The organism is Mesorhizobium sp. B283B1A, from assembly GCF_020165735.1.
Classification (GTDB): domain Bacteria; phylum Pseudomonadota; class Alphaproteobacteria; order Rhizobiales; family Rhizobiaceae; genus Mesorhizobium; species Mesorhizobium opportunistum.
Map to the genome: position 1 here is coordinate 81146 of NZ_JAIUIQ010000022.1, position 23856 is coordinate 105001.

Below are 23856 nucleotides of genomic sequence, written 5' to 3' on the forward strand. Positions count from 1 at the left end.
CAGGCGGAGTTGGACGGATGACAGTCGGAGGGTTGAAGCAGGCGCATGCTGCCGTGCTGCTTGGCCTTTTGCTGTCCGGCGCCACAATCACCGAGCCGCAGGCTGCCTCGCGGGTTTGCCGCCAGTTGGAAGCCGATCTTGCCGCTGCCTCGCGCGGCGGTGGCGGCGGTCCGGCAATGATCCGCAAATACGACGCCGCGATCGAACGGCAGCGTGAGCAGATTTCAAAAGCCCGCGGCCAGGCGAACGGCGCCGGATGCGGGTTTTCGTTGTTTTCCCGCAACGTCAACCAGTGCGCCGGCCTCAACGCCACCATCGACCGCATGAACGCCAATCTCGACAGCCTGCAGGCCAAGCGAGCCCAGCTCGCCGGCGGCGGCGGATCGCGCCGCGACCGTGGCCGCATCCTGGCCGCGCTCGACGCCAATGGCTGCCGCGACGACCCGGTTGCGCCGCGCCGGGAACCCTTGCGGGAAGCAAGCCGTGAAGACGGCAGCGCAAACCTGTTCGACCAGCTTTTCGGCGGCGACGACCGGCAGGCCGACAGGTCGGACCAATCCGACGATACGAGGGACCAGCCTGACGATACGGAGGAGGAGCGCGGCGTAAGCCGCGTCCTGAACCGGCCCGGCATTCCGGACTTTCCGAGCACCGGCGGTGAGTTCCACACCACCTGCGTGCGCACCTGCGACGGCTATTTCTTCCCGATGTCGAACGCCGCCTCGACCAGCGACTTCGAGCGTGACCAGAAGAACTGCGAATCGAGCTGCCCCGGCACCGAGATGCAGGTCTTCTATTCACGCGGCATGGACGACGATTCGGCATCGATGACGTCATCGGTCACCGGCAGGCCCTACAGCGAATTGCCGACCGCCTATCTCTACAAGCAGTCCAACGTGGCGCGGCCGCCGGCCTGCGGTTGCAACGCCGCGCAGAATTTCCAGATCATCGGCGGCAACCCGCCCGTCCCTGAGCAGTCCCAGCCCGAGACGAACGCAACATCGTTCACCCCGGTTCCGCCTTCCAAGCCCGATCCGGGGGCGGATCCGGAGACCCTGGCGAATACGGAAGGCGGGCTCGACCGCGAAGCCATCAAGCGTCTCTCCGCCAAGCCGGTGACGTCGCCCGTGTCCGCCTTGCCGCCGGAGCAGCGCAAGGTCAGGGTCGTCGGACCAGCGTTCCTTCCCGACCCATCAGCGGCAATAGATCTGCAAGCTCCGGTCCCGAAGGCAGCCCGGTAAGGGCAAGCCTCAGCGGCATGAACAGTGCCTTGCCCTTGCGCCCGGTCGCTTCCCTGATCTTGCCCGTCCAATCCTTCCAGACTGTCCCGGTCCAGGGATCTTCAGGCAGGACATCGAAGGCCTGGTGAAGGAAATCGCGGTCGTCCGTGGAAAATTCGGGCTTCTCCTGCGGCCCCTCGCGCAGGATCCGCCACCAAGCCACGGCATCCGCCAACCTGTCCAGATTGCCGCGCACCGCCAGCCAGAACGGTTCGGCCTGCTCGCCGGAAATGCCAAGCACCATTAGCCGGTCGCGCGCCTCGTCGAACGGCATATGGTGCAGCAGCACGCGGTTGAGCACGAAAAGCTCGTCCGGATCGAACTTGGCCGATGATTTCGACGTCGCGGCCGGGTCGAAGTGGCCGGCGAGTTCGCCGAGGTCATGCGCGGCAGCGACGTTTTCCGAAGTGCCAACCAGCACGGCGAGCGAAGCGACCGCCATCGGCTCGATGCCATCCTCGCGCAGGCTTTCGATGGACAGCGCGCCGGTACGCTTCGACAGCCCCTCGCCCGAGACGGTGGTCAACAGATTGTGGTGGCCGAACACCGGAGGCTCGGCACCTAATGCCCGGAACAAGGCGATCTGGACACCCGTATTGGTGACATGGTCGTCGCCGCGGATGACATGGCTGATGCCCATCTCCATGTCATCGACGACGGAAGGCAGCGTGTAGAGATAGGTACCGTCCTCGCGCACCAGGACCGGGTCGGACAGCGAGGCCAGGTCAACCGTTTCCTCGCCGCGCACCAAGTCGTTCCAATGGATCTCGGTGCGCTCCGGCTGCTGCGGATCGGCGGAGAAATTGGGCAACAGGAAGCGCCAGTGCGGCCGGCGGCCGTCGGCCTGGTACTCGGCCACCTGCTCCTGCGTCAGCGTCAAGGCCTCGCGGCCATAGACCGGCGGCAGGCCGCGCGTGCGGCGCACCTTGCGCCTGAGATCGAGTTCCTCGGGCGTTTCGTAGCAGGCATAGAGAACGCCCGCGGCCTTCAGCCGCTCGACCGCCGCGTCATAGATCTCGAAGCGTCGCGACTGATATTCGGTGGCATCCGGAAAAATGCCCAGCCAATGCAGGTCGTAGAGGATGGCGTCGGAGAATTCCTGCTTCGAGCGGGCGATGTCGGTGTCGTCGAAGCGCTGGATGAAGCGGCCCTTGTTGTTGAGCGCAAACAGCCAATTGAACAGAGCGGTGCGCGCATTGCCGATATGGATGCGGCCGGTCGGTGACGGAGCGAAACGAACGGTAACTGTCATGAGCGGGGCGTACCGGATGCCTTGGTGATTGACAAGATGCGCCCCCGCGCCGTGCGGCAGACATAGAACATGGCGCAAGCAATGAAAAGACCGGGGTGGCCTGCGTCCCAGGCGGCACATAGGCGGCCTTCCCCCTGAGGCCGCAGGTCAACTCGTCGAGGGACGGCGCCGGCAAACAGGTCGTTGAAGCCGATCAGTGGCCGAAGTCGTCGGAACTGAGGCGGGTCCAGCGGTCGCCCATCAGCCCACCGATAAAGATGTCGCCGGAGCGGACCGCTTCCGTGACCTCGGCAATTCGCGAGCGGACCATCGTCCCCCCGGCATAGCGGAAGAAGACATTCCTGTAGCCGAAGAGTTGAGGCATGAATCGGCTCTGCGTCTGCCCGGTGATGCCCACGCAGCCCAAATCCCACGCAGCCGCGACAAGTCCGTCCAGCGTCGCACCCCAGTGAGACCCGGACGCCTGGATTTGCAACAGGTTCGCGATGCCGCCGGTTTGACCGTAGAAGGCATGACAACCGAGTATTTTGCCCGTTTCGTCGTAGGTGCCACCGAAATGAAGCGGACCGTCGGCCCGCTTCTCGGCCGCCAGCGCCAGCAGCCGTGGCAGCTCGCCATCCTCCCAGCTCGGCCGAAGAGCGTAATCGGACAGGAGGGTCGGCAGCCGCTCGGCAAACTGCGCGGCATCCATCGGTTCATGGTGGACCCGGTGCGACGATGAAGGCTGGACGGGGGACCCGAACCTTCTTTTCGCAAGGGCATCGAATGCTCTGGCGCCGGGATCGAGTACCAGGCGAGGCAGGCCGGGCCATCTACGGTGCAACATGGCGGCGGCCATCGCGGCCGGCCGGAAAATACAGGTCCATCCCAGACAATGCACCGGCAGGAGCTGATATTTCATCGGGCGCGCGAAGGCCAGGGACACCCGGTTGGCGGAATCGGTCAGATACAGATCGAATTCGCCTTGATGCAGGACACGCAGCAATTGCGGGCCGGCGGAACCGTGATCGGTGCCGGGGTCGGCCATCAGCGGACCGATGATCGCCGCTTTCAATGTCGTTCCGTTGAGCTCGTAGCGGGCTTTCAGGACGCCGAGGAACCCGCCCAGATCACCTTGCGGGTTGATCTGGACAAGAGCGTTGCTCGGACCCGACTGGCCGGCAGGGTCGAGATAGATCTCCCTCATATACGCGGCCGTCTCCGCGACCGCGCGATCGCGGAGGTGACGCCGCCGCCGAAACTTGGTCAGGAAGAGTGCTGCGACCCGCTCGAGATCTTCGGCGGCCAGCGGCCGAACCGAACCGTGTTGGGAGTCCAGCACCAAAGGCGAAGCCACCTTTTCTGGACCAGCATTTGTGGAAACAAGAGGCAAGCCAAAATCCTGCGCTGATCAATCCGATCCCCAGGATACGCACCTACTATCTCTGAGTTGCTTTTGAGTAAATGAGCGGCAACCGGTGGTAGAAACGACGTGTCGCGGCCTGCGTTATAACCAAAACGCCTAGAAACCGGGGGCGCAAAAACGATGCCGCGTACGTCGCTCCAGCTGACTGATGCCTGGGAGGGGCCTCCAGCCGAAGCCGGAGGCCCCTTCTGCTCAAATGACCAGGCCCTTGGTCAGTTCAAGCGCCTGGCGCTCGAACAGGCGGCGGTAGATGCCGCCTTTCAGCCGGATCAGCTCGTCATGCGAGCCTTCCTCGACGATCTTGCCGCGATCGAAGACCAGCAGCCTGTCGAGCGCCCGCACCGTCGAGAGCCGGTGCGCGATGACCAGCGTGGTGCGGCCGACCATCAGCCGTTCCATCGCCTGCTGGATCAGCACCTCCGATTCCGAATCGAGGCTCGATGTCGCCTCGTCCAGGATCAGGATGCGGGCATCGGCGAGGAAGGCACGCGCGATCGCCACGCGTTGCCGCTCGCCGCCCGACAGTTTCACGCCGCGCTCGCCTACCAGCGTACCGTACCCCTTCGGCAGGCTGGTGATGAAGTCGTGCGCGCTCGCCAGGCGTGCGGCATGCTCGATCTCATCCTGCGTCGCGCTTGGCCTGGCATATGCGATGTTTTCGGCCAGCGACCGGTGGAACAGGATCGGCTCCTGCTGGACGATCGCGATCTGCCCGCGCAGCGATGCCTGTGCCACCTGCGAGATATCCTGGCCGTCGATCAGGATCTTTCCAGCGTTCACATCGTAGAGCCGCTGGATCAGCTTGACGAAAGTCGTCTTGCCCGACCCCGAATGGCCGACCAGCCCCACACGTTCACCCGGTGCGATGTAGACCGAGAAGTCGCGATAGAGCGGCGACCGGTGGCTGCCATAATGGAAGGTGACGTTGCCGAAGCTGATCGCCCCTTGCGTGATCCGGATCGGGCTGGCGCCGGGCCGGTCCTCGATGCCGAGCGGCTCGGACTGGAAATCGACCAGTTCCTCCATGTCGTTGATCGAGCGCTGCAGGTTGCGGATATGCGTGCCGATATCGCGCAAATAGCCCTGCAGCACAAAGAACGAAGTGAGCACGAAGGCGACGTCGCCGGCGCTCGCCTGCCCCCACGACCACAGCATCAGCGCCAGGCCGATCACCGCGGCGCGCATGGCCAGCAGCAGCGCTCCTTGCGTGGTGCCGTTGATGGTGCCGCGCACCCAGGTGCGCCGCGTGCGCGCACGCCATTTGGCAACCACCTTGGCAAGGCGGCGCTCCTCGCGCTCCTCGGCGCCAAAACCCTTGACCACGGCGTTGCAGCTCACCGCGTCAGCCAGCGATCCGCCGAGGCGCGTGTCCCAGGTGTTGGCAAGCCTCGCCGCCGGCGCGACATAGCCGAGCGACAGCATCGCCGTCACCATGATGAACAGCACCGAGCCTGCCGCGACGACCGCGCCCATCAGCGGCCAGAACCAGCCAAGCAGCAGCGTCGAGCCGACGAGCATGACAACCGACGGCAGCAGCGCGATGAGGATCGTGTCGTTGAGCAGGTCGAGCGCCCACATGCCGCGCGTCACCTTGCGCACCGTCGAGCCGGGAAAGCTGTTGGCATGCCAGTCGGTGGAAAAACGCTGGACGCGATGGAAGGCATCGGCGGCGATGTCGGCCATCATCTTCAGCGTCAGCTCGACGATTCCCATGAAGGCCAGGTTGCGCAGCACGACGCCGGTCAGGGCGAGCGCCATCAGGATGGAAAACGCCGTCATCGCGGCATTCCAGGCAATGGCATCCGCGCCGGCGCTGCTGGCGACGGCGTCGACCAGCCGGCCGGAATAGAGCGGCGTCAGCACATCGGCCAGCGTCGACAGCAGAAACCCACCCATGATGAGCGACAGCCGCCATCGCTGGCGCCGCCAATGAGTGAGCGTGAAGCCAAGAACGCTGCGAAAGGCGCTCGCGCGCAGATCGATCTTAAAACGAGCCATGATGTCATTCGGGCGCAAACGAGCCCGATCCCAGTAAGGTCGAAAATTGAAAAGCCGCGCTGAGGCAGATGGTGCCCGGGATGCGGAGTGGCATATTGGCGTCGAGCCCTCGGGAGGGCGGCGACCGGCATCGGCATAAGCCTGAGCTCGATCCGGCTTCGGCACGAGAGACAGACCCTCGCGGAGCGCTGGATGAGACCTAAGCTTCGCGGCCTCGCATTACCATTTGAAATACTGCCATTCGGACCTCCCGCAAATGAATCGCGGAACGGCCCTTATAATGACAGCCTGACGCATCGCCAAGACCAGCCCATGCCCGAAAGTATATCTGGTCCAGCTACTGAGGTTATTTTGCAACAACCGCTGGTGGACGCTTAGCCGCGTGCCGTCGGCGCACAGTTTGCGCCCAATCTCGCTTCTGCGTAACTGCGGGCCTGATTATGCTGAAAACCCCGGGTTGGAGACCTTGCAGCATGGCCAAGCTCATTTTCAGGATGAACCAGTCCCTCGATGGTTACGTCGACCACCTGGCAATGCCCTCACGCCCCACGATCTTTCGTCACTGGATAGAGCAAGTGCGCGCCATTACCGGCAGTGTGTACGGTCGCGGCATGTACGAGGTCATGCGTTATTGGGACGAAGACCGTCCCGAGTGGAGCGCGGAAGGACACGAGTTCGCGGCGGCGTGGCGAAACCAACCGAAATGGGTTGTGTCGCGCTCGCTGAAATCAGTCGGCCCCAATGCCACACTTGTCCAGGACGACGTCGAGGCGGTGATCCGTGGGCTGAAGGCTGATCTCGCTGGGGAGATTTCGCTGTCTGGCCCCAACCTTGCCCGAAGCGTGACCGACCTTGGTCTGATCGACGAGTACCAACTCTACTTCCACCCGGTCGTGCTTGGTCACGGCAAGCCGTTCTTCGCCGGCCCTCGGCCGCCGCTTCGCTTTGTGGCCAGCGATCTGATTGACGACGACGTGATCAGGTTGACCTACGTTCCTGCCTGATCCGCCAACGCGCATCCGGCATCGATCCCCTAGAGCAGTTCGCCGTTTCACGGAAACGGCGAACTGCTCTAACTCTTTGTTTTAACGCAATTCCTAAGGGAAAGCGCAACGCGCTTTTCCCGGGAAAACCGTTTCACACTTTTCCTGGAATTGCTCTAGCCGCGATCCCGGAATCGGTTGGTGATGGGATAGCGGCGGTCGCGGCCGAAATTCTTCCTGGTGATCTTCACACCCGGTGCCGCTTGCCGGCGCTTGTACTCGGCGATGTAGAGCAGGTGCTCGATGCGCGTCACCGTCGCCCGGTCATGGCCGCGCGCGACGATGTCGTCGACCCCCATCTCGTTCTCGACCAGGCATTCGAGGATGTCGTCCAGCACCGGATAGGGTGGTAGCGAATCCTGGTCGGTCTGGTTTTCGCGCAACTCCGCCGACGGCGCCTTGTCGATGATGTTCTTAGGGATCACCTCGCCGGAAGGCCCGAGCGCGCCTGGCGGCACATGGCTGTTGCGCCAGCGCGACAGCGCGTAGACCTGCATCTTGTACAGGTCCTTGATCGGATTGAAGCCGCCATTCATGTCGCCGTAGAGCGTGGCATAGCCGACCGACATCTCGCTCTTGTTGCCGGTAGTGACCACCATCGAGCCGAACTTGTTGGAGATCGCCATCAGGATGGTGCCACGCGCGCGGCTCTGCAGGTTTTCTTCGGTGATGCCTTCCTTGGTGCCCTCGAAAAGCTGCGTCAGCGCATGCAGGAAGCCCTCGACCGGCTCGAAGATCGGCACGATGTCATAGCGGCAGCCGAGCGCGCGGGCACAGTCCTCGGCGTCCTTCAGCGAATCCTTCGACGTGTAGCGGTAAGGCATCATCACCGCGCGCAGCCGCTCCTCGCCGAGCGCATCGACGGCAAGGGCGGCGCAGATCGCCGAATCGATGCCGCCGGACAGGCCAAGCACGACATTCTTGAAGCCGTTCTTGTTGACGTAGTCGCGCAGGCCCAGCATGCAGGCGCGGTAGTCGGCCTCTTCCCGTTCGGGGATTTTCGACATTGGCCCTTCCGCGCAGGCCCAGCCGTCGTCCGTGCGCTTCCAGGTCGTGACGTCGACCGCGTCCTCGAATTGGCTCATCTGGAATGCGAGCGTCTTGTCGGCGCCGATGGCAAACGACGCACCGTCGAAGATCAGCTCGTCCTGGCCGCCGAGTTGGTTGGCATAGATGATCGGCAGCCCGCATTCGATGACCTGGCGGATGACGACCTGGTGGCGGACATCGATCTTGGCGCGGTAGTAGGGCGAACCGTTCGGCACCAGCAGGATTTCCGCCCCGCTTTCGGCCAACGTCTCGCAGATGCCGACTTCGCCCCAGATGTCCTCGCAGATCGGAATCCCCACCCGCACGCCGCGGAAGTTGACCGGCCCCTGGATCTCCGGCCCAGCCTGGAAGACGCGCTTCTCGTCGAACTCGCCATAGTTCGGCAGGTCGAGCTTGTAGCGCTCGGCGATGATCTTGCCGCCATCGGCGAAGACGATCGAATTGTGGGTGCCGCTCCTGCGCTTCAGCGGCGTGCCGATGATGACGCCGGGGCCGCCATCGGCAGTGTCGGCGGCAAAGTCCTGCGCAGCCTTCTCACAGGCTTTCAGGAAGGCCGGCTTCAGCACCAGATCCTCCGGCGGATAGCCGGCGAGGAAAAGTTCGGTGTAGAGCACGAGGTCGGCGCCCTGGCGCGCGGCATCCGCCCTCGCCTCCCGCGCCTTGGCAAGGTTACCGGCGACATCGCCGACGGTCGGGTTGAGCTGGGCGATCGCGATGCGCAGGATGTCGAGCTTCTTGGTCATGCTTTCCGGTTTAGCGCGGCGGAATTGGCCTCGCAATGGCGTTCGTTTGGACCAATTCGGGCCAGGCTTTGGCGTTCAATCGTCGCCCACATACTCGCGCAACGACTGTGGCGAATGGTTCTCGCCGATCGACATCGCCAGGATGCGCGAAATGTGCCGGCGCGGCAGGCCGGTGTCCGCCACCCATCGATTGATCTGTGCCTGGATCTTGTCGAGGTCCCGCTTCGAGGTCGGACTATCGGCGATGTCGAGGCCGGCATCGCGAAGGGCTGCGGAAATATCGGCCGAAATGACGAAGGCGTCCCAGCCCAGCCAGCGCAGGAAATACTGGCCGGTGTTGCCGCCGAGCCGGCTGCCGTGCTTGCCGAGATAGGCCATCAGCCCGACTTGATCATCGGCTGGCCAATCGGCGAGGAAATTGCCGAAGCCGCCATGTTCCCTGGATACGCGTTCGACGAAGGCCGCATTTTCCCGGACGGACCTGATCTTCTGCGGGTTGCGCACGATGCGCTGGTCGGAAACCAACTCGTGCCAGAAATCGTCAGGCTGGAACAACAGCCGCTTCGGCTCGAAACGCAGGAACGCTTCCTCGAAGCCCGGCCACTTCTGCTCGATGACGCGCCAGACGAAACCCGCCGCGAAAACGCGCTCGGCCATGGTCGAGAGGATGCGATCGTCCGGTATGTCGGCCACGGCTGCATTGTCGGGCACAGGCCCCAGCAGCGTCGCAAGCTCGGCCTCGCCGCCCTTGCGTTTTGCCGCGCGCAGGCGAATTTTCTTGAAATCGGCCATCGGTCCCTCGCTGTCTGCCTGAATGTACCACTTCCCGTCAGGGCCGGCAGCCTCTACGTCTATCTCCACCGACGATGGAGATGGCCATGAACAAGACGATCGATGAACTGGCGAACCGCTGGCTCAAGCGTCGGCCGGACGGCCTCAGCCCGTTGGAAAGCCGGGTGCTGCAATCGGCGCTCGAGCGCACCACGATCTCCAGGGACACCAACAAGGCGGTGGCTTTCCACCAGACCTTCGGCGACCGCCTCGCCGATACGATCGCCCGCATCGGCGGCTCCTGGTCCTTCATCCTGGCCTTCCTGGCTTTTCTGGCCCTGTGGACCACCGGCAATGTCTGGCTGCTGTCGCGCGATGCTTTCGACCCCTACCCGTTCATCTTCCTCAACCTGGTGCTGTCGATGGTCGCCGCCCTGCAGGCGCCGGTGATCATGATGGCGCAGAACCGCCAGACCGAACGCGACCGCATCGATGCCGCCCATGACTACGAGGTCAACCTGAAGGCCGAGATCGAGATCATGGCACTGCACGAAAAGCTGGATGAGCTGCGCCACAGCCAGATCCTCGGCATGCGCGAAGAGATCGCGCGGCTGGCCGATCTCGTCACGAGGATCGACGAGAGGCTGTCGCAACAGTCGGCTTCATGACCGACGCGATCCATCATTTCATCGAACAGTATGGCCTGCTTGCCGTCTTTCTCGGCTGCGTTGCCGAAGGGGAAAGTGCTGCCATACTCGGCGGCTTCTTCGCCCACCAGGACGTTTTCGTGCTGTGGCATGCCGTTGTCGCGGCAGCCCTCGGGGCCTTTGCCGGCGACACCTTGTTCTTCATCCTGGGCAGAAGTTTCGCCGATAATCGCCATGTCGTCAGGCTGCGCGGCCGGCCCGGTTTCCGCCGCGCTTACCGCCTGCTCAACACCCATCCCAACATCTTCGTGCTGTCGAACCGCTACGTCTACGGCATGCGCCTGGTCGGCGGCATCGCGGCCGGCCTTTCGACCATAGCCGCACCGCGCTTCGTCATCCTCAATGCCATCTCGTCGATGATCTGGGCGGTGCTGTTCAGCTCGATCGGCTATGTCTTTGGACTGGGGGCCGAGCATTTGATCGGCCAGGCGCTGATGCGCCACGAGCGGCTGTTCATCGGACTTGGCATCGGCCTCGCCGTGGCCGTACTTGCCTGGCTGGTCGCCCACCATATCGCCAAGCAGGAGCGCGGCCACGAGCAGTGATGTCGCGGACGTCAGATGGGTCAGATGGGAAAGCCGGTGAGCCGCTCGATGAGCGCAATGCCCCAGACGCCGGCGACGATGACCACCGAAATCAGCACCGCCAGCGAACCACAATCCTTGGCCAGCTGGATGTCGACATTGAACTCGCGGCTGAAGGCGTCGCAGGCCGCCTCGATGCCGGTGTTCAAGACCTCGACCATGATCAGCAGCAGAACCGCGCCGATCAGCAACGCATAACCGCGCCACGAGACCGAAACGAACCACCCTGCCGGCAAGGCGAGCGCAAGGAGCGTCAGCTCCTGCTGGAATGCCTTCTCGTTGGCGGCCAGCTTGCGAAACGCTCGCACCGAATTGATAAAAGCGTCGATCAGCCGCTGCATGCCCAAATCCCTCTCCGAACCACCGGCACGGGATAAAGCAATGGCCCGATCAATGGAATAAGCCGTCTCGTCCAAAATTCATTCCGCGACCGGTATCGATGGCGTCGACTTTTCAAACTGCGGCAGCCCGTCGTCGATCGAATAATAGTCGCCCTTGTCGCCAACGAAGATATGACAGTCGCCCTTGAGGCCCGTCGGCCTGTCGAACGATCCCGCCATGACCGAAATGTAGTCTTGATCCCCCGGCTTCCAGAAAAGCACCGACCCGCATGCCTTGCAAAAGCCCCGCCTGGCGAAGGAGGACGCCTCGTACCAGGTGATGCTTTCCGAACCTTCGATGACGATATCGGCGTCGGCGACATTGGTCGCGGCGTAGAAATGGCCGCTCTGCTTGCGGCACTGCGAGCAGTGACAATAGACAACGCCGCGCAGCGCGCCGCGCGTCCGGAAGCGGACCGCTCCGCACAGACAAGATCCCTGGTGACTGTCACTCATTCCAACCTCCTCCGAAAACGCGGCATCGTCCTCACCGCCAGGATTCCAGCTTTGCGCCGGCCGCACGCAAGCAAATGCGACATGCTCTGGTGCAGCAAATCCGAAATTCGGTTTCTCCAACAGCGTAACAGGCCTGCGAACTCAGGCTGCCAAACCGGCATTGTTTTCGGATTGTTGGTGGCAGGCAGAAGCCTTTACAGCCGTAGCCGGAGAAAAACCTGCGGATTTTACGCGAATTAAGGAAACTTTAGCGCTGGCGCATCTATGGTCATGTCGTGTGAAGGTTGCGGGTGGGGACGCGCCTCTTCGCGTCTCGTTCTGGAATGTCGGTAGCATTCCCCCATGTCGGCGATAAGTGGACCCGCAAATCTTCGCCGGGATCCGAGGGGAAGAGTGGATCAGACATGCAGCCGGCAGCCACCCAGACCGAAAGAAACACCGATATCGCCAGCACCGTCGTCACGACCATGCGCCAGCTTGGCGTGCTCGGCGTGCCGCGCAACTACGAGATTTTCTACGAGGCATTGAGCGGCACCAACCGCGAGCTCAGTCTCGCCGTCGTGTCGCTGAGCAGCCGGCCGACGCAGGATGAGCTGGATCAGATCGGGCGCACCTTCTTTGCCCACAACCATGGCCCCGGCATCGTTGAGCATGCGCGGGACGTCATCGCCAGGGAGCTTGAGGAAGTCGCATCACTCCTGCGGAGCGAGCGCAGCCACATCGAGAAATACGGCAGGATCCTCGACGAGACTTCGAGCGGCCTCAGCGGCCGCAGCCTACTGTCGCAGGACCTCTTGCAGAAGATCGCCAACGCCATGTCGGTCGCCACCAGTTCGACGATCGATCATGGCAGGCAGATTGCATCGACACTCCGTGACAAGACCGCCGAACTCGAGAGCGTCAAGTCGAAGCTCGAGGAATACAAGCGGCTGGCCGACACCGACCCGTTGACCCAGATCTGGAACCGCCGCGCCTTCGACAAGGAAATCACCAGAATCTACAACAGCAACAATGGCATCCTGTTCAATGCCCTGATCCTTGCCGACATCGATCGGTTCAAGGACATCAACGACCGCTACGGCCATCCGGTCGGCGACAAGATCATCCAGATCATCGCCGAGATTTTCCAGACCAGCATTCGCGGCGACATGTTCGTCGCCCGCACCGGCGGCGAGGAGTTCGCGCTGATCATCGAGGGCGCCAGCGAGGACGCCACCTACGAGATCTCGGAGCGCATCCGTGCGCTGATCGAGCAGACGCCGTTCACCAGCAGCCAGACCGGCGCCAATTACGGCACCGTCACCGTCTCCATGGGCATCTGCATGGCATCCGAGGCCGATGGCCCCGAAGACCTCTACACCAAGGCCGACCGGGCGCTTTACCGTTCCAAGGTCAGCGGGCGCAACCGCGTCACCAAGCATTCGACGATGGCCGGCCGCGCCGGCAAGAGTTGGCTTCTCTACAAGAAGGACTGAAGCCTTCCATCCCGCCCTGTCGGCTCGGCAAGTATTTGACCACAAACGGAAAAGGCGCCGGATTTCCCAGGCGCCTTTTCTTTGCGTCAGTCCAGCCTGGCAGCAATCAGCCGTTCACGACCTGCTTGTGCCGCACCGGATGGCTCTTCTTCAGGAGATCCGACACCAGGAACGCCAGTTCGATCGCCTGATCGGCATTGAGGCGCGGGTCGCAATGCGTGTGGTAGCGGTCCTGCAGTTCCTCGGCGGTGATGGCGCGCGCGCCACCGGTGCATTCGGTGACGTTCTTGCCGGTCATCTCGACATGGATGCCGCCCGGATGCGTGCCTTCGGCGCGGTGCACCTCGAAGAAGGTCTGCACCTCCTTCAGGATGCGGTCGAAAGGCCGCGTCTTGTAGCCGGCGGCCTCGATGGTGTTGCCGTGCATCGGATCCGACGACCAGACGACGCTGCGGCCTTCCTTCTGCACCGCGCGCACCAACTTCGGCAGATGGTCGGCGACCTTGTCGGAACCGAAGCGCGCGATCAGCGTCAGCCGGCCGGGCTCATTGTCCGGATTGAGCAGGTCGATCAGCTCCAGCAAGCCGTCCGGCGTAAGCGACGGGCCGCATTTCAGGCCGAGCGGGTTCTTGATGCCGCGGCAATACTCGACATGGGCATGGTCGGGCTGGCGGGTGCGGTCGCCGATCCAGATCATGTGGCCTGACGTGGCGTACCAGTCGCCGGAGGTCGAATCGACACGGGTCAGCGCCTCCTCGTAGCCGAGTAGCAGCGCCTCGTGGCTGGTGTAGAAATCGGTCTCGCGCAGGGCATAGTTGGTTTCCGAGGTGATGCCGACGGCCTTCATGAAGTCCATCGTCTCGGTGATGCGGTTGGCGAGCGACTCGTACTTCTCGCCTTGCGGGCTGTCGGAGACAAAGCCGAGCATCCAGCGATGCACGTTCTCCAGGCTGGCATAGCCGCCCTGCGCGAAAGCGCGCAGAAGGTTGAGCGTCGCGGCCGACTGGCGGTACGCCATTTCCTGGCGGGCGGGATCGGGAATGCGCGATTTGGCATCGAATTCGATGCCGTTGATGATGTCGCCGCGATAGCTTGGCAGCGTCACCTCGCCCTTGGTCTCGTTGTCGGACGAGCGCGGCTTGGCGAACTGGCCGGCAACACGGCCAACCTTCACCACCGGCTGCGCGCCGGCAAAGGTCAGCACCACCGACATTTGCAGGAAGACGCGGAAGAAGTCGCGGATATTGTCCGCGCCATGTTCGGCAAAACTCTCGGCGCAGTCGCCGCCCTGGAGCAGGAAGGCCTCGCCGGCGGCAACAACCGCGAGCTGCTTCTTCAGCTTGCGCGCCTCGCCTGCAAAGACCAGCGGCGGAAAGGTGGCGAGCTGGGCCTCCGTGTTCTTCAGCGCGCCAAGATCCGGATAAGCAGGAACCTGCTTGATCGGCTTTGCTCTCCACGAATTCGGCGACCATTTCGTCATCGCTGCACCCAACGCTCTTTCCGGCAAGCACCCTCGCCCGCCATTTCCAGCCCCTATAGGGGTGGCGGCTCCATACACGAAGCCGATTTTCTATTCTAGACCGGAATTTCAGCGCTGGCGAATGATGGCCGGCGGCTAGGCGGCCTTCTCCACCAGTCGCGCCAGCTGCGTCATGACGACCGCGGAGCCCGCAAGCCGCTTCTCGGCCGTCGGCCAGTCGCGAGTGAAGACGACGCTGTGGTCAGGCCGGATCTTGGCCAATGACCCCTGTTCGCCAATGAACTTGACCAGCCCGACCGGGTTGGAGAATTCGCGCTTGCGGAAATGGATGACGACGCCTTTCGGCCCGGCGTCGAGTTTTTCCACATTGGCCTTGCGGCAGAGCGCCTTGATGAAGACGATCTTCAAGAGATGCTTCACCTCGTCCGGCAGCGGGCCGAAACGGTCGATCAGCTCGGCGCCAAAAGCGTCGATCTCCTCGGTGTTTTCGAGATCGCCGAGACGGCGGTAGAGCGCCAGCCTGAGCTGCAGGTCGGGCACATAGCTTTCCGGGATCATCACCGCGGTGCCGACGGCGATCTGCGGCGACCAGCCGCCATCCTGGACCTCGCCGGAATCCTTCACCTCGGCCACCGCCTCTTCCAGCATCTGCTGGTAGAGTTCGAAGCCGACCTCCTTGATGTGGCCGGACTGTTCTTCGCCCAGAAGGTTGCCGGCGCCACGGATATCGAGATCGTGGCTGGCGAGCTGGAAGCCGGCGCCCAGCGTGTCGAGCGACTGCAGCACTTTCAGCCGGCGCTCGGCCGTGTCGGTCAGCTTGCGGTTGGCCGGCAGGGTGAACAGCGCATAGGCGCGCACCTTCGAGCGCCCGACGCGGCCGCGCAGCTGGTAGAGCTGCGACAGGCCGAACATGTCGGCGCGATGGATGATCAGCGTGTTGGCGGTCGGGATATCCAGGCCAGATTCGACGATGGTCGTCGACAGAAGCACGTCGTACTGGCCGTCATAGAACGCATTCATGATGTCGTCGAGTTCGCCTGGCGGCATCTGGCCATGGGCCACGGCGACCTTCAGTTCCGGCACGGATTCACGCAGAAAATCATGGATTTCGGCGAGATCGCTGATTCGTGGAACCACATAGAACGAATGTCCGCCACGATAGCGCTCGCGCAGCAGCGTCTCGCGGATGACCAGCGGATCGAAGGGCGAGATGAAGGTGCGCACCGCCATGCGGTCGACCGGCGGGGTGGCGATCAGCGACAATTCGCGCACGCCGGTCAGCGCCAGTTGCAGCGTGCGCGGGATCGGCGTCGCCGACAGCGTCAGCACGTGGACGTCGGTCTTCAGGTCTTTCAGCCGTTCCTTGTGCTTGACGCCAAAGTGCTGCTCCTCGTCGATGATCAGCAGGCCGAGATTCTTGAACGAAATGGCAGACCCGAGCAGCGCATGGGTGCCGATGACGATATCGACCTGGCCCTCGGCAATGCCTTTCTTGGTTTCGGCCAGTTCCTTGGCGCCGACCAGCCGCGAGGCTTGGGCAACACGGATCGGCAGGCCGGAAAACCGCTGCGAAAAGGTCTTGAAGTGCTGGCGCGACAACAGCGTCGTCGGCACCACCACTGCGACCTGGAACCCTTCCATGGCGGCGATGAAGGCGGCGCGCAGCGCCACTTCGGTCTTGCCGAAGCCGACGTCGCCGCAGATCAGCCGGTCCATCGGCTTGCCGGCGCCGAGATCATCCCTGACCGAGTCGATCGCCGTCTGCTGGTCGTCGGTTTCCTCATACGGGAAACGGGCCGAGAATTCGTCATAAAGGCCTTCGGCCGGCACCAGCGCCGGTGCGGCGCGCATCTGCCGCTCGGCGGCGATGCGGATCAGTTGCCCGGCCATGTCGAGCAAGCGCTTCTTCAGCTTCGCCTTGCGCGACTGCCAGGCGCCGCCGCCGAGCTTGTCCAGCGTCGCCTCGGCTGTGTCGGAGCCGTAACGCGACAGAAGCTCGATGTTTTCCACCGGCAGGAACAGCCGGTCGTCGCCAGCATAGTGGATTTCCAGGCAGTCATGCGGCGCACCGACGGCTTCGATGGTGCGCAGGCCGATGAAGCGGCCGATGCCGTGGTCGGCATGGACGACGATATCGCCGGCCGACAAGGCCGATGCCTCGGCGATGAAGTCGGATGCCCGCTTCTTGCGCTTCGAGCGGCGGATCAGCCGGTCGCCCAGAATGTCCTGTTCGGCGACGACGACCAGTTTTTCGGTCTCGAAACCGGATTCCAGCGGCAGCACGGCCAAGGCCGCTTGCCCCGGCTCGAGTTGTTCGGCTTCGGCCAGCGTATCGACCTGTTTGAGGTTGCCGAGATGATGCTCGGCCAGGATCTGGCCAAGCCGGTCGAGCGAGCCTTCGGTCCAGCCGGCGATGACGACGCGGCGGCGTGCCGCGCGCTCGTCGGCGATGTGCCTGACGACGGCGTCGAAAACATTGACGTTCGGATCGGCGCGCTCCTCGACGAAGCTGCGGCCATGGCGCGAACCGGCGTGGTAGACCTTTTTGGCGCCGGCATCGGGCGCGTCGAAGGGCGTGAAGTCGATCGCGTCGCGCGGCCCGAGCGAGGCGATCAGGTTTTCCGGCGAGAGATAAAGCAGATCTGGCGCCACCGGCTTGTAGGGCACCGCATCCTTCAGTGCGGCGTCCGCCTGCTTCTTGCGCGCCTCGTAATGGTCGAGAATCAGCGTATGGCGTTCGGCCAACGCCTCGTGCGCCAGGTGGTCGAAGACGACAGGCGTGTCGGGCAGATAGTCGAACACGGTCTCCAGTCGCTCGTAGAAGAACGGCAGCCAGTGCTCCATGCCAGCGAAACGCCTGCCCTCGCTGACCGCCGCATAGAGACCGTCATCACGCTGCGGCGCGCCGAAAGCTTCGATATAGGCGCGGCGGAAGCGGCTGATGGTTTCGGGCGTCAGCGCCACCTCGCTCATCGCCTGCAGCGCCATCGACTTGCGCTGGCCGGTGGTACGCTGCGTGGCGGCATCGAAGACGCGGATCGATTCCAGCGTATCGCCGAAGAAATCGAGCCTCAGCGCCTCGGTCCATCCCGGCGCGAACAGGTCGAGAATGCCGCCACGCACGGCGAACTCGCCGATACCGCGCACCGTCGGCACCCGTTCGAAGCCCGACGTTTCCAGCCGCGACACCAGCGCGTTCATGTCGATCTGGTTGCCTGGCCTGGCGTGAAAGGTCTGCGCTTCGACAAGCTCTGCCGGCGGAATGCGCTGCAGCAGCGCATTGGCGGTGGTGAGGATGACGGCGCGGTGCGGCTTCCTGGCCAGCGCGATCATGGCAGTCAGCGCATCGAGGCGCTTGGCCGCGGCATCCGAACCGGGCGAAACGCGGTCATAGGGCAGGCAATCCCAGGCCGGCAATTCGAGCACCGGAAGGCCGGGGGCCGCGAAGGACAACGCCTCGATGATTGCCGGCAGGCGCTGGCCGTCACGCGCCACGAACAATACCGGCTTGTCGGGCGCGATCTCCAGCGCGGCCTGCACCAGCGCGAAGGCTTCGTAGCCATCGGCGACACCGTCGACGATGAACTGGCCGGCATGGCCCTTCGGCAGACCAATGGTGGGAATGAGGCTCATCAAATCACGGTCTTGTTTTGTCGCAATTCCCAGGAAAACTGCTTGGGACTTTTCCTGGGAATTGCTTGTGTTCAGAAAATCATGGTCCGGCGGGACGCCAGGATCTTTTGCAGGACGACGCAGTCGATATCCGCCGGCACCGGGCGTTCGCCGGTTATCAGCGGCAGGAATTCGGTGTCGGGAATGTCGAGGAGCCTCTCATATTGGTCGATCTCCTCGGCCGTCAAGGCGGCGATCTCGGCATCGGCGAAGGTGCCGAGGATCAGATCCATCTCGCGCAAGCCGCGATGCCAGGAGCGGAACAAGAGCTTGCGGCGGTGGACGTCCAGCCCCTCGCTTGATCGTTTCGTTCCGGTCATTGTGGCGCATCCTCACTTGCTGCGGCGCATATAGCGTGGATAGAAGGGGCTGTCAGCCTTGCGCTGCTGCCGTCGCGACATAAGCTGACATCATGCGTCCTTCCATCCTCGACCCCCTCTTTGTCCCGATCACCTCGCTCGCCGGCGTCGGGCCGAAGGTCGGCGCGCTGATCGAGAAGGTCGTCGCCGCCGACCTCGGCGATCGCGCGGCGCGCGCCGGCGACCTTCTGTTCGTGCTGCCGCACACCGTCATCGATCGCCGCAACCGGCCGGGCATCGCGCTCGCCGCCGAAGGCGCGATCGTCACGCTCGAGGTGCGCATCGACCGTCATCAGCCGCCGCCGCGCGGCAACCGGTCGGTGCCCTACCGGGTCTTTGCCCATGACGATACCGGCGAAATCGGCCTGACCTTCTTCCATGCCCATGCCTCCTACCTCGAAAAGGCGATGCCGGTCGGCGGGCATGTCGTGGTCTCGGGCCGCATGGAATGGTTCAACGGCCGCCCGACCATGGTCCATCCCGACCATATCGCCCTGGCCAGCGAGGCGGAAAACCTGCCGCTGGTCGAACCGGTTTACCCGCTCACCGCGGGGCTGTCCGGCAAGGTGCTGCGCCGGGCGATCGGCCAGGCGCTCGGCCGCTTGCCGGAATTGCCCGAGTGGCAGGACAGCGCCTTCATGCGCCGGCACACCTTTCCGACCTTTGGCGATGCGCTCGCCCGCATCCACAACCCGGCCGATCCGATCGACGTCTCCATCGACGGAGCCGCCTGGCGGCGCCTCGCCTATGACGAATTGCTGGCGGGCCAGGTATCGCTGGCGCTGGTGCGGGCAAAGATCCGCCGCTTGTCTGGCCGTCCCCTGGTCGGCGACGGCAGCATCGTAGAGAAACTCCGCGCCGCGCTTCCCTATTCGCTGACCGCTTCCCAGGAATTCGCACTGGCCGAAATCAATGCCGACCTCGCCGACCCCGAGCGCATGCTGCGGCTTTTGCAAGGCGATGTCGGGTCCGGCAAGACGGTTGTCGCGCTGCTTGCCATGGCGTGCGCCGTCGAGGCTGGCGGCCAGGCGGCGTTGATGGCGCCGACCGAAATCCTGGCGCGCCAGCATCTGGCGACGATCGCCCCGCTTGCCGCCAGCATAGGCCTGCGCATCGCAATCCTGACCGGGCGCGAGAAAGGCCGCGAACGCGCCGACACGCTGGCCGGCCTGGCCAGCGGCGAGATCGACATCGTCGTCGGCACCCACGCGCTGTTCCAGGAAACGGTAACTTTCCACGACCTGGTGCTGGCCGTCATCGACGAGCAGCATCGCTTCGGCGTCCACCAGCGACTTGCCATCACCGCCAAGGGCGATGCGCCCGACATGCTGGTGATGACGGCGACACCCATCCCGCGCACGCTGGTGCTGACCGCCTTCGGTGACATGGACGTGTCGAAATTGACGGAAAAGCCGGCCGGCCGCCAGCCGATCCGAACCGTCACGCTGCCGCTGGAGCGCCTGGACGAACTGGTCGGCCGCATGGAGGACGCCGTCGCCGGCGGCCAGAAGATCTACTGGATCTGTCCGTTGGTCGAAGAATCCGAAGAGATCAAGCTGATGTCGGCGGAAGATCGTTTCGCCTCGCTGAAACCGCTGTTCGGCGATCGTATCGGCCTTGTCCATGGCCGCATGAAGGGTGCGGAGAAGGACGAGGCGATGCGCGCCTTCAAGCAGGGCGAGACACGCATCCTGATCGCCACCACGGTCATCGAGGTCGGCGTCGACGTGCCCGATGCCACCGTCATGGTCATCGAGCATGCCGAGCGCTTTGGCCTGGCGCAGTTGCATCAGCTGCGCGGTCGTGTCGGACGCGGCGACAAGCCGTCCTCCTGCGTGCTGCTCTACAAGGATCCGCTCGGCGAGACCGCTAAACGCCGGCTGTCGGCGATGCGCGAGACGGAGGACGGCTTCCTGATCGCCGAGGAAGACCTGAAATTGCGCGGTGAAGGCGAGCTTTTGGGCACCCGCCAGTCCGGCACGCCGGGCTTCCAGGTGGCGCGTATCGAGGCTCATGCCGATCTTCTGGAAGCTGCCCGCGACGATGCAAGGTTGATCCTGTCGCGCGACCCTGAGCTGCAATCCGACCGCGGCGAGGCGCTGCGCCTGTTGCTCTATTTGTTCGGTCGCGACGAAGCCGTTCGGCTCCTGCGCGCCGGATGAGCCAAGGCGGCAACCGATGGGTTGGCAAGCATTCCCTCGATAGGCTCACCATTCACGACAACCATTTGCTTGACCTCGGGCGCCACCAGTCCGGCCGACACGATCAGCTTGGCACCGTCCTCGATCGTCATGTCGAGCAGCACGATGTCCGACTTCGGCACGTACATCAGGAAGCCGGTGGTCGGGTTCGGCGTGCAGGGCATGAACACGGCAATCAGCGGATCGCCTTCCTGATCAAGCTTCTGGTTGATCTCGGTCTCTTTCTCGCTGGCGACGAAGACCAGCGACCAGACGCCCTTGCGCGGATACTCGACCAGCCCGACCTGGCGGAACATGTCGCCCTTGTTCGACAGCACGGTCTCGAAAATCTGCTTCAGCGAGCCATAGATGCCGCGCACCAGCGGCATGCGGCCAAGCATGCGCTCACCGAAATTGACGATGGCGCGGCCGACGATGTTGGCCGTCAGGAAGCCGATCAGCGTGATCAGGATCAGGGCGACGATCAGCCCGAAGCCCGGCACCGGGAACGGCAGGTAGGTATCGGGGCTGTAACGCGCGGGAATATAAGGTTTTACCCAGGAATCGACCCAGCCAATGAACGACCAGGCAATATAGGCGGTGATCGCCAGCGGTGCGCAGACGACGAAGCCTGTGAGGAAATAGTTCCTCAGCCGGGTCATGCCAGAAGTCTTCGGAGCGTCGGACATGGTTCACCGGGGCGCGGGTTGCAGCGCAACATTAGTGAACAGCAAAGCCGTTTGGAACTGCGAAGTTTTTAAAGGCCCGATTATGCCGCCGCTTCCAGCGGTTCTATCTTCTCAAGTTCCAACGCTAGTTTCTTCGCTTCGGTCTCAAGCTCGTAAGCCTGCTGAAAATTCATCCAGAATTGAGGCGTGGTGTTGAAAAACCGCGCCAGTCGCAAAGCAGTGTCGGGGGTCAAGCCGATCTCCTCCTTGGCAATGCGTTCGATACGGGTACGCGGAAGATTGAGCTTTTTTGCGAGGGCGCCAGCGCTCATGCCAAGGGGAACGAGATATTCTTCACGCAGGAATTCTCCGGGGTGAACTGGACGGGCGAACTTCGATGCCATTCGGCTCAACCTCCCGATTTGAGAGGTAAAACTTACTCCACCGTCACCGATTTCGCCAGATTGCGCGGCTGGTCGACGTCGGTGCCCATGAACACGGCGGCGAAATAGGCCAGCATCTGGATCGGCAGCGCATAGATGATCGGCGAGATGATTTCCGGCACATCCGGCAGCACGATCGTTTCCATCGTCTTCACGCTTACCTGTGCCGCGCCCTTGCTGTCGGTGATCAGGATGATCTTGCCGCCGCGCGCCGCCACTTCCTGCATGTTGGAAACGGTTTTCTCGAAGATGCGGTCATGCGGCGCGATGACGATGACCGGCATATTCTCGTCGATCAGCGCGATCGGGCCATGCTTCAACTCGCCCGCGGCATAGCCTTCAGCGTGGATGTAGGAGATTTCCTTGAGCTTCAGCGCGCCTTCCATGGCCAGCGGGAAATTGGTGTCGCGGCCGAGATAGAGCACGTCCTTGTAGCGCGACAGTTCGCGTGCGATGCGCTCGATCTGTTCTTCGAGCTTGAGCACCTGGTTGGCATAGCGCGGCGCTTCCGAAAGCGCGCGCACCAGGGTTTTCTCCTGTTCCTTCGAGATTGTGCCGCGGGCCACGCCGGCGCGCACCGCAAGCGCGGCCAGAACGGACAGCTGGCAGGTGAAGGCCTTGGTCGAGGCGACGCCGATCTCGGGTCCGGCAAGTGTCGGCAGCACGACGTCGGATTCGCGCGCCATGGTCGATTCCCGCACATTGACGACGGCGCCGATCTTCATGCCGGCCTTGCGGCAGTAGCGCAGCGAGGCCAGCGTGTCGGCGGTCTCGCCCGATTGCGAGATGAAGAAAGCGGCATCGTTGGCCGACAGCGGCATTTCGCGGTAGCGGAATTCCGAGGCGACATCGATATCGACCGGCAGCCGCGCATAGCGCTCGAACCAGTATTTGCCGATCAGGCCGGCGAGATAGGCGGTGCCGCAGGCGGAGATCGCCAGCCGGTCGATCTTGGCGAAATCGAACGGCAGGTCGAGCGGCTTGGAGACGCCGGAGACGAAATCCACATAGTGGGCCAGCGTGTGCGAGATCACCTCGGGCTGCTCATGGATTTCCTTCTCCATGAAATGGCGGCGATTGCCCTTGTCGACCATAAAGCTGGTCGACAGCGACTGCTGGCGCTTGCGGGCAACCTTTTTGCCGTCGATGTCGAAGATGGCGACGCCGCCGCGGCGCACCACCGCCCAGTCGCCGTCTTCGAGATAGGTGATCGAATTGGTGAACGGCGCGAGCGCGATGGCGTCCGAGCCCAGGAACATCTCGCCATCGCCATGGCCGACGGCCAGGGGCGGACCGTTGCGGGCACCGACGATCAGATCCTCGTCGCCCTTGAACATGATGGCCAGCGCAAAGGCGCCTTCCAGCCGCTTCAGCGCCTGATGCGCGGCCTCGACCGGCTTCAGGCCCTTGGCCAGTTCGCGCGCCACCAAATGGGCAACGACCTCGGTGTCTGTCTGCGACGAGAAAGAGTAGCCGTCGCGGATCAGTTCGTCGCGCAACTCGGCGAAATTCTCGATGATGCCGTTGTGGACGATGGCGACGCCGGCGGAAAAATGCGGATGCGCATTGGTCTCGTTGGGTACGCCATGGGTCGCCCAGCGTGTATGGCCGATGCCGATGGTGCCTTCGAGCGGCTCGTCCTTGAGCCGGCGTTCGAGGTTGACCAGCTTGCCTTCGGCGCGGCGGCGGCTGAGCTCACCCTTCTCGATAGTGGCGACGCCGGCCGAGTCATAGCCGCGATACTCGAGCCGCTTGAGCGCATCGACAATGAGGGGCGCGACCTGCGAGTGGCCGACGATTCCAACGATACCGCACATGCAGACAGCCCCCAATTCCCCGTGGAAAACCAGCGTTATTTAGGGATGGCCGGTTCGCCGCGAAAGTCACATTGCATTTCGTCCGCTGTAACG

19 protein-coding genes are annotated in these 23856 nt (G+C 63.4%); 6 read left to right on the plus strand and 13 right to left on the minus strand.

All coding sequences use genetic code 11. From position 1 onward, the window contains the following. Positions 1 to 17: 17 nt before the first annotated feature. Entirely contained in the window at positions 18 to 1241 is a 1224-nt protein-coding gene (locus tag LB577_RS19850; protein ID WP_224687990.1) for a DUF2865 domain-containing protein, read from the plus strand. Here LB577_RS19850 and gltX read toward each other — a convergent pair. The 3 genes from gltX to LB577_RS19865 all read right to left on the minus strand — a co-directional run bounded on the left by gltX (position 1159) and on the right by LB577_RS19865 (position 5935). Further along, complete coding sequence (gltX, locus tag LB577_RS19855) at positions 1159 to 2532, minus strand: glutamate--tRNA ligase (protein ID WP_224687991.1); 1374 nt, start codon at positions 2530 to 2532, stop codon at positions 1159 to 1161. The two genes, LB577_RS19850 and gltX, sit on opposite strands and share 83 nt — an antisense overlap. A 193-nt stretch (positions 2533 to 2725) precedes the next feature. After that, a complete protein-coding gene (locus tag LB577_RS19860; protein ID WP_224687992.1) occupies positions 2726 to 3904 on the minus strand; it encodes a hypothetical protein in 1179 nt (392 codons plus the stop codon). Positions 3905 to 4129: 225 nt separating this feature from the next. Then, the gene (locus tag LB577_RS19865) at positions 4130 to 5935 is read right to left on the minus strand and encodes an ABC transporter ATP-binding protein (protein ID WP_224687993.1); all 1806 of its coding nucleotides are present in this window, start codon (positions 5933 to 5935) and stop codon (positions 4130 to 4132) included. A 473-nt stretch (positions 5936 to 6408) separates the two neighbouring features. Between LB577_RS19865 and LB577_RS19870 the strand changes: the two genes are divergently transcribed. Next, entirely contained in the window at positions 6409 to 6939 is a 531-nt protein-coding gene (locus LB577_RS19870; RefSeq protein WP_023763655.1) for a dihydrofolate reductase family protein, read from the plus strand. A 155-nt stretch (positions 6940 to 7094) separates the two neighbouring features. Here LB577_RS19870 and LB577_RS19875 read toward each other — a convergent pair whose 3' ends face one another. Together LB577_RS19875 and LB577_RS19880 are read right to left on the minus strand one after the other, a co-directional pair. Then, entirely contained in the window at positions 7095 to 8771 is a 1677-nt protein-coding gene (locus LB577_RS19875) for an NAD+ synthase (protein ID WP_224687994.1), read from the minus strand. A gap of 75 nt (positions 8772 to 8846) precedes the next feature. After that, positions 8847 to 9563: a DNA-3-methyladenine glycosylase I gene (locus LB577_RS19880; RefSeq protein WP_224687995.1), complete on the minus strand. Its 717-nt coding sequence runs from the start codon at positions 9561 to 9563 to the stop codon at positions 8847 to 8849. An 86-nt stretch (positions 9564 to 9649) separates the two neighbouring features. On the opposite strand from LB577_RS19880, the gene LB577_RS19885 reads away from it, so the two are divergent. Together LB577_RS19885 and LB577_RS19890 are read left to right on the plus strand one after the other, a co-directional pair. Beyond that, complete coding sequence (locus LB577_RS19885; protein ID WP_224687996.1) at positions 9650 to 10210, plus strand: DUF1003 domain-containing protein; 561 nt, start codon at positions 9650 to 9652, stop codon at positions 10208 to 10210. Next, positions 10207 to 10794, plus strand: a complete 588-nt coding sequence (locus LB577_RS19890; protein ID WP_224687997.1) for a DedA family protein — start codon at positions 10207 to 10209, stop codon at positions 10792 to 10794. The genes LB577_RS19885 and LB577_RS19890 overlap by 4 nt, the downstream gene beginning before the upstream one ends. A 20-nt stretch (positions 10795 to 10814) precedes the next feature. Here LB577_RS19890 and LB577_RS19895 read toward each other — a convergent pair whose 3' ends face one another. Together LB577_RS19895 and LB577_RS19900 are read right to left on the minus strand one after the other, a co-directional pair. Then, entirely contained in the window at positions 10815 to 11174 is a 360-nt protein-coding gene (locus LB577_RS19895; protein WP_013895235.1) for a diacylglycerol kinase, read from the minus strand. 78 nt (positions 11175 to 11252) lie between these two features. Further along, positions 11253 to 11669 (minus strand): GFA family protein, encoded by a 417-nt coding sequence (locus LB577_RS19900; protein WP_023763649.1) that lies wholly within the window; start codon positions 11667 to 11669, stop codon positions 11253 to 11255. A 404-nt stretch (positions 11670 to 12073) separates the two neighbouring features. Here LB577_RS19900 and LB577_RS19905 point away from each other — a divergent pair, with 404 nt between their 5' ends. After that, a complete protein-coding gene (locus LB577_RS19905; RefSeq protein ID WP_224687998.1) occupies positions 12074 to 13144 on the plus strand; it encodes a GGDEF domain-containing protein in 1071 nt (356 codons plus the stop codon). Between the two features lie 106 nt (positions 13145 to 13250). Here the strand turns inward: LB577_RS19905 and LB577_RS19910 are convergent, their stop codons facing one another. The 3 genes from LB577_RS19910 to LB577_RS19920 all read right to left on the minus strand — a co-directional run bounded on the left by LB577_RS19910 (position 13251) and on the right by LB577_RS19920 (position 18616). Continuing rightward, positions 13251 to 14624 carry a class II 3-deoxy-7-phosphoheptulonate synthase gene (locus LB577_RS19910; protein ID WP_224687999.1) on the minus strand — a complete coding sequence of 458 codons (1374 nt, stop codon included), beginning with the start codon at positions 14622 to 14624 and terminating at the stop codon, positions 13251 to 13253. 135 nt (positions 14625 to 14759) lie between these two features. After that, positions 14760 to 18257, minus strand: coding sequence for a transcription-repair coupling factor (mfd, locus tag LB577_RS19915; protein WP_224688000.1), 3498 nt, complete (start codon positions 18255 to 18257; stop codon positions 14760 to 14762). Positions 18258 to 18328: 71 nt separating this feature from the next. Further along, on the minus strand, positions 18329 to 18616 hold the full coding sequence (locus LB577_RS19920; protein WP_023780587.1) for a succinate dehydrogenase assembly factor 2: 288 nt from the start codon (positions 18614 to 18616) through the stop codon (positions 18329 to 18331). A gap of 92 nt (positions 18617 to 18708) precedes the next feature. Here LB577_RS19920 and recG point away from each other — a divergent pair, with 92 nt between their 5' ends. Then, positions 18709 to 20817: an ATP-dependent DNA helicase RecG gene (gene recG / locus LB577_RS19925; RefSeq protein WP_224688001.1), complete on the plus strand. Its 2109-nt coding sequence runs from the start codon at positions 18709 to 18711 to the stop codon at positions 20815 to 20817. On the opposite strand, the gene LB577_RS19930 is transcribed toward recG, so the two are convergent. From LB577_RS19930 to glmS, 3 genes are all read right to left on the minus strand, one after another. Further along, positions 20769 to 21524, minus strand: coding sequence for a DUF502 domain-containing protein (locus LB577_RS19930; protein ID WP_023780589.1), 756 nt, complete (start codon positions 21522 to 21524; stop codon positions 20769 to 20771). The genes recG and LB577_RS19930 overlap by 49 nt on opposite strands. Before the next feature lie 80 nt (positions 21525 to 21604). Further along, positions 21605 to 21907 (minus strand): HigA family addiction module antitoxin, encoded by a 303-nt coding sequence (locus tag LB577_RS19935; protein WP_031250641.1) that lies wholly within the window; start codon positions 21905 to 21907, stop codon positions 21605 to 21607. 32 nt (positions 21908 to 21939) lie between these two features. Beyond that, positions 21940 to 23763 carry a glutamine--fructose-6-phosphate transaminase (isomerizing) gene (gene glmS / locus LB577_RS19940; protein WP_224688002.1) on the minus strand — a complete coding sequence of 608 codons (1824 nt, stop codon included), beginning with the start codon at positions 23761 to 23763 and terminating at the stop codon, positions 21940 to 21942. Positions 23764 to 23856: the final 93 nt, after the last annotated feature.

What these genes read in the sequence shown, in the direction of transcription:
- LB577_RS19850 (WP_224687990.1), top strand. Translation starts at nt 18, where the DNA reads ATGACAGTCGGAGGGTTGAAGCAGGCGCATGCTGCCGTGCTGCTTGGC.
- gltX (WP_224687991.1), bottom strand. Translation starts at nt 2,532, where the DNA reads ATGACAGTTACCGTTCGTTTCGCTCCGTCACCGACCGGCCGCATCCAT.
- LB577_RS19865 (WP_224687993.1), bottom strand. Translation starts at nt 5,935, where the DNA reads ATGGCTCGTTTTAAGATCGATCTGCGCGCGAGCGCCTTTCGCAGCGTT.
- LB577_RS19870 (WP_023763655.1), top strand. Translation starts at nt 6,409, where the DNA reads ATGGCCAAGCTCATTTTCAGGATGAACCAGTCCCTCGATGGTTACGTC.
- LB577_RS19875 (WP_224687994.1), bottom strand. Translation starts at nt 8,771, where the DNA reads ATGACCAAGAAGCTCGACATCCTGCGCATCGCGATCGCCCAGCTCAAC.
- LB577_RS19880 (WP_224687995.1), bottom strand. Translation starts at nt 9,563, where the DNA reads ATGGCCGATTTCAAGAAAATTCGCCTGCGCGCGGCAAAACGCAAGGGC.
- LB577_RS19885 (WP_224687996.1), top strand. Translation starts at nt 9,650, where the DNA reads ATGAACAAGACGATCGATGAACTGGCGAACCGCTGGCTCAAGCGTCGG.
- LB577_RS19890 (WP_224687997.1), top strand. Translation starts at nt 10,207, where the DNA reads ATGACCGACGCGATCCATCATTTCATCGAACAGTATGGCCTGCTTGCC.
- LB577_RS19895 (WP_013895235.1), bottom strand. Translation starts at nt 11,174, where the DNA reads ATGCAGCGGCTGATCGACGCTTTTATCAATTCGGTGCGAGCGTTTCGC.
- LB577_RS19900 (WP_023763649.1), bottom strand. Translation starts at nt 11,669, where the DNA reads ATGAGTGACAGTCACCAGGGATCTTGTCTGTGCGGAGCGGTCCGCTTC.
- LB577_RS19905 (WP_224687998.1), top strand. Translation starts at nt 12,074, where the DNA reads ATGCAGCCGGCAGCCACCCAGACCGAAAGAAACACCGATATCGCCAGC.
- LB577_RS19910 (WP_224687999.1), bottom strand. Translation starts at nt 14,624, where the DNA reads ATGACGAAATGGTCGCCGAATTCGTGGAGAGCAAAGCCGATCAAGCAG.
- mfd (WP_224688000.1), bottom strand. Translation starts at nt 18,257, where the DNA reads ATGAGCCTCATTCCCACCATTGGTCTGCCGAAGGGCCATGCCGGCCAG.
- LB577_RS19920 (WP_023780587.1), bottom strand. Translation starts at nt 18,616, where the DNA reads ATGACCGGAACGAAACGATCAAGCGAGGGGCTGGACGTCCACCGCCGC.
- recG (WP_224688001.1), top strand. Translation starts at nt 18,709, where the DNA reads ATGCGTCCTTCCATCCTCGACCCCCTCTTTGTCCCGATCACCTCGCTC.
- LB577_RS19930 (WP_023780589.1), bottom strand. Translation starts at nt 21,524, where the DNA reads ATGTCCGACGCTCCGAAGACTTCTGGCATGACCCGGCTGAGGAACTAT.
- LB577_RS19935 (WP_031250641.1), bottom strand. Translation starts at nt 21,907, where the DNA reads ATGGCATCGAAGTTCGCCCGTCCAGTTCACCCCGGAGAATTCCTGCGT.
- glmS (WP_224688002.1), bottom strand. Translation starts at nt 23,763, where the DNA reads ATGTGCGGTATCGTTGGAATCGTCGGCCACTCGCAGGTCGCGCCCCTC.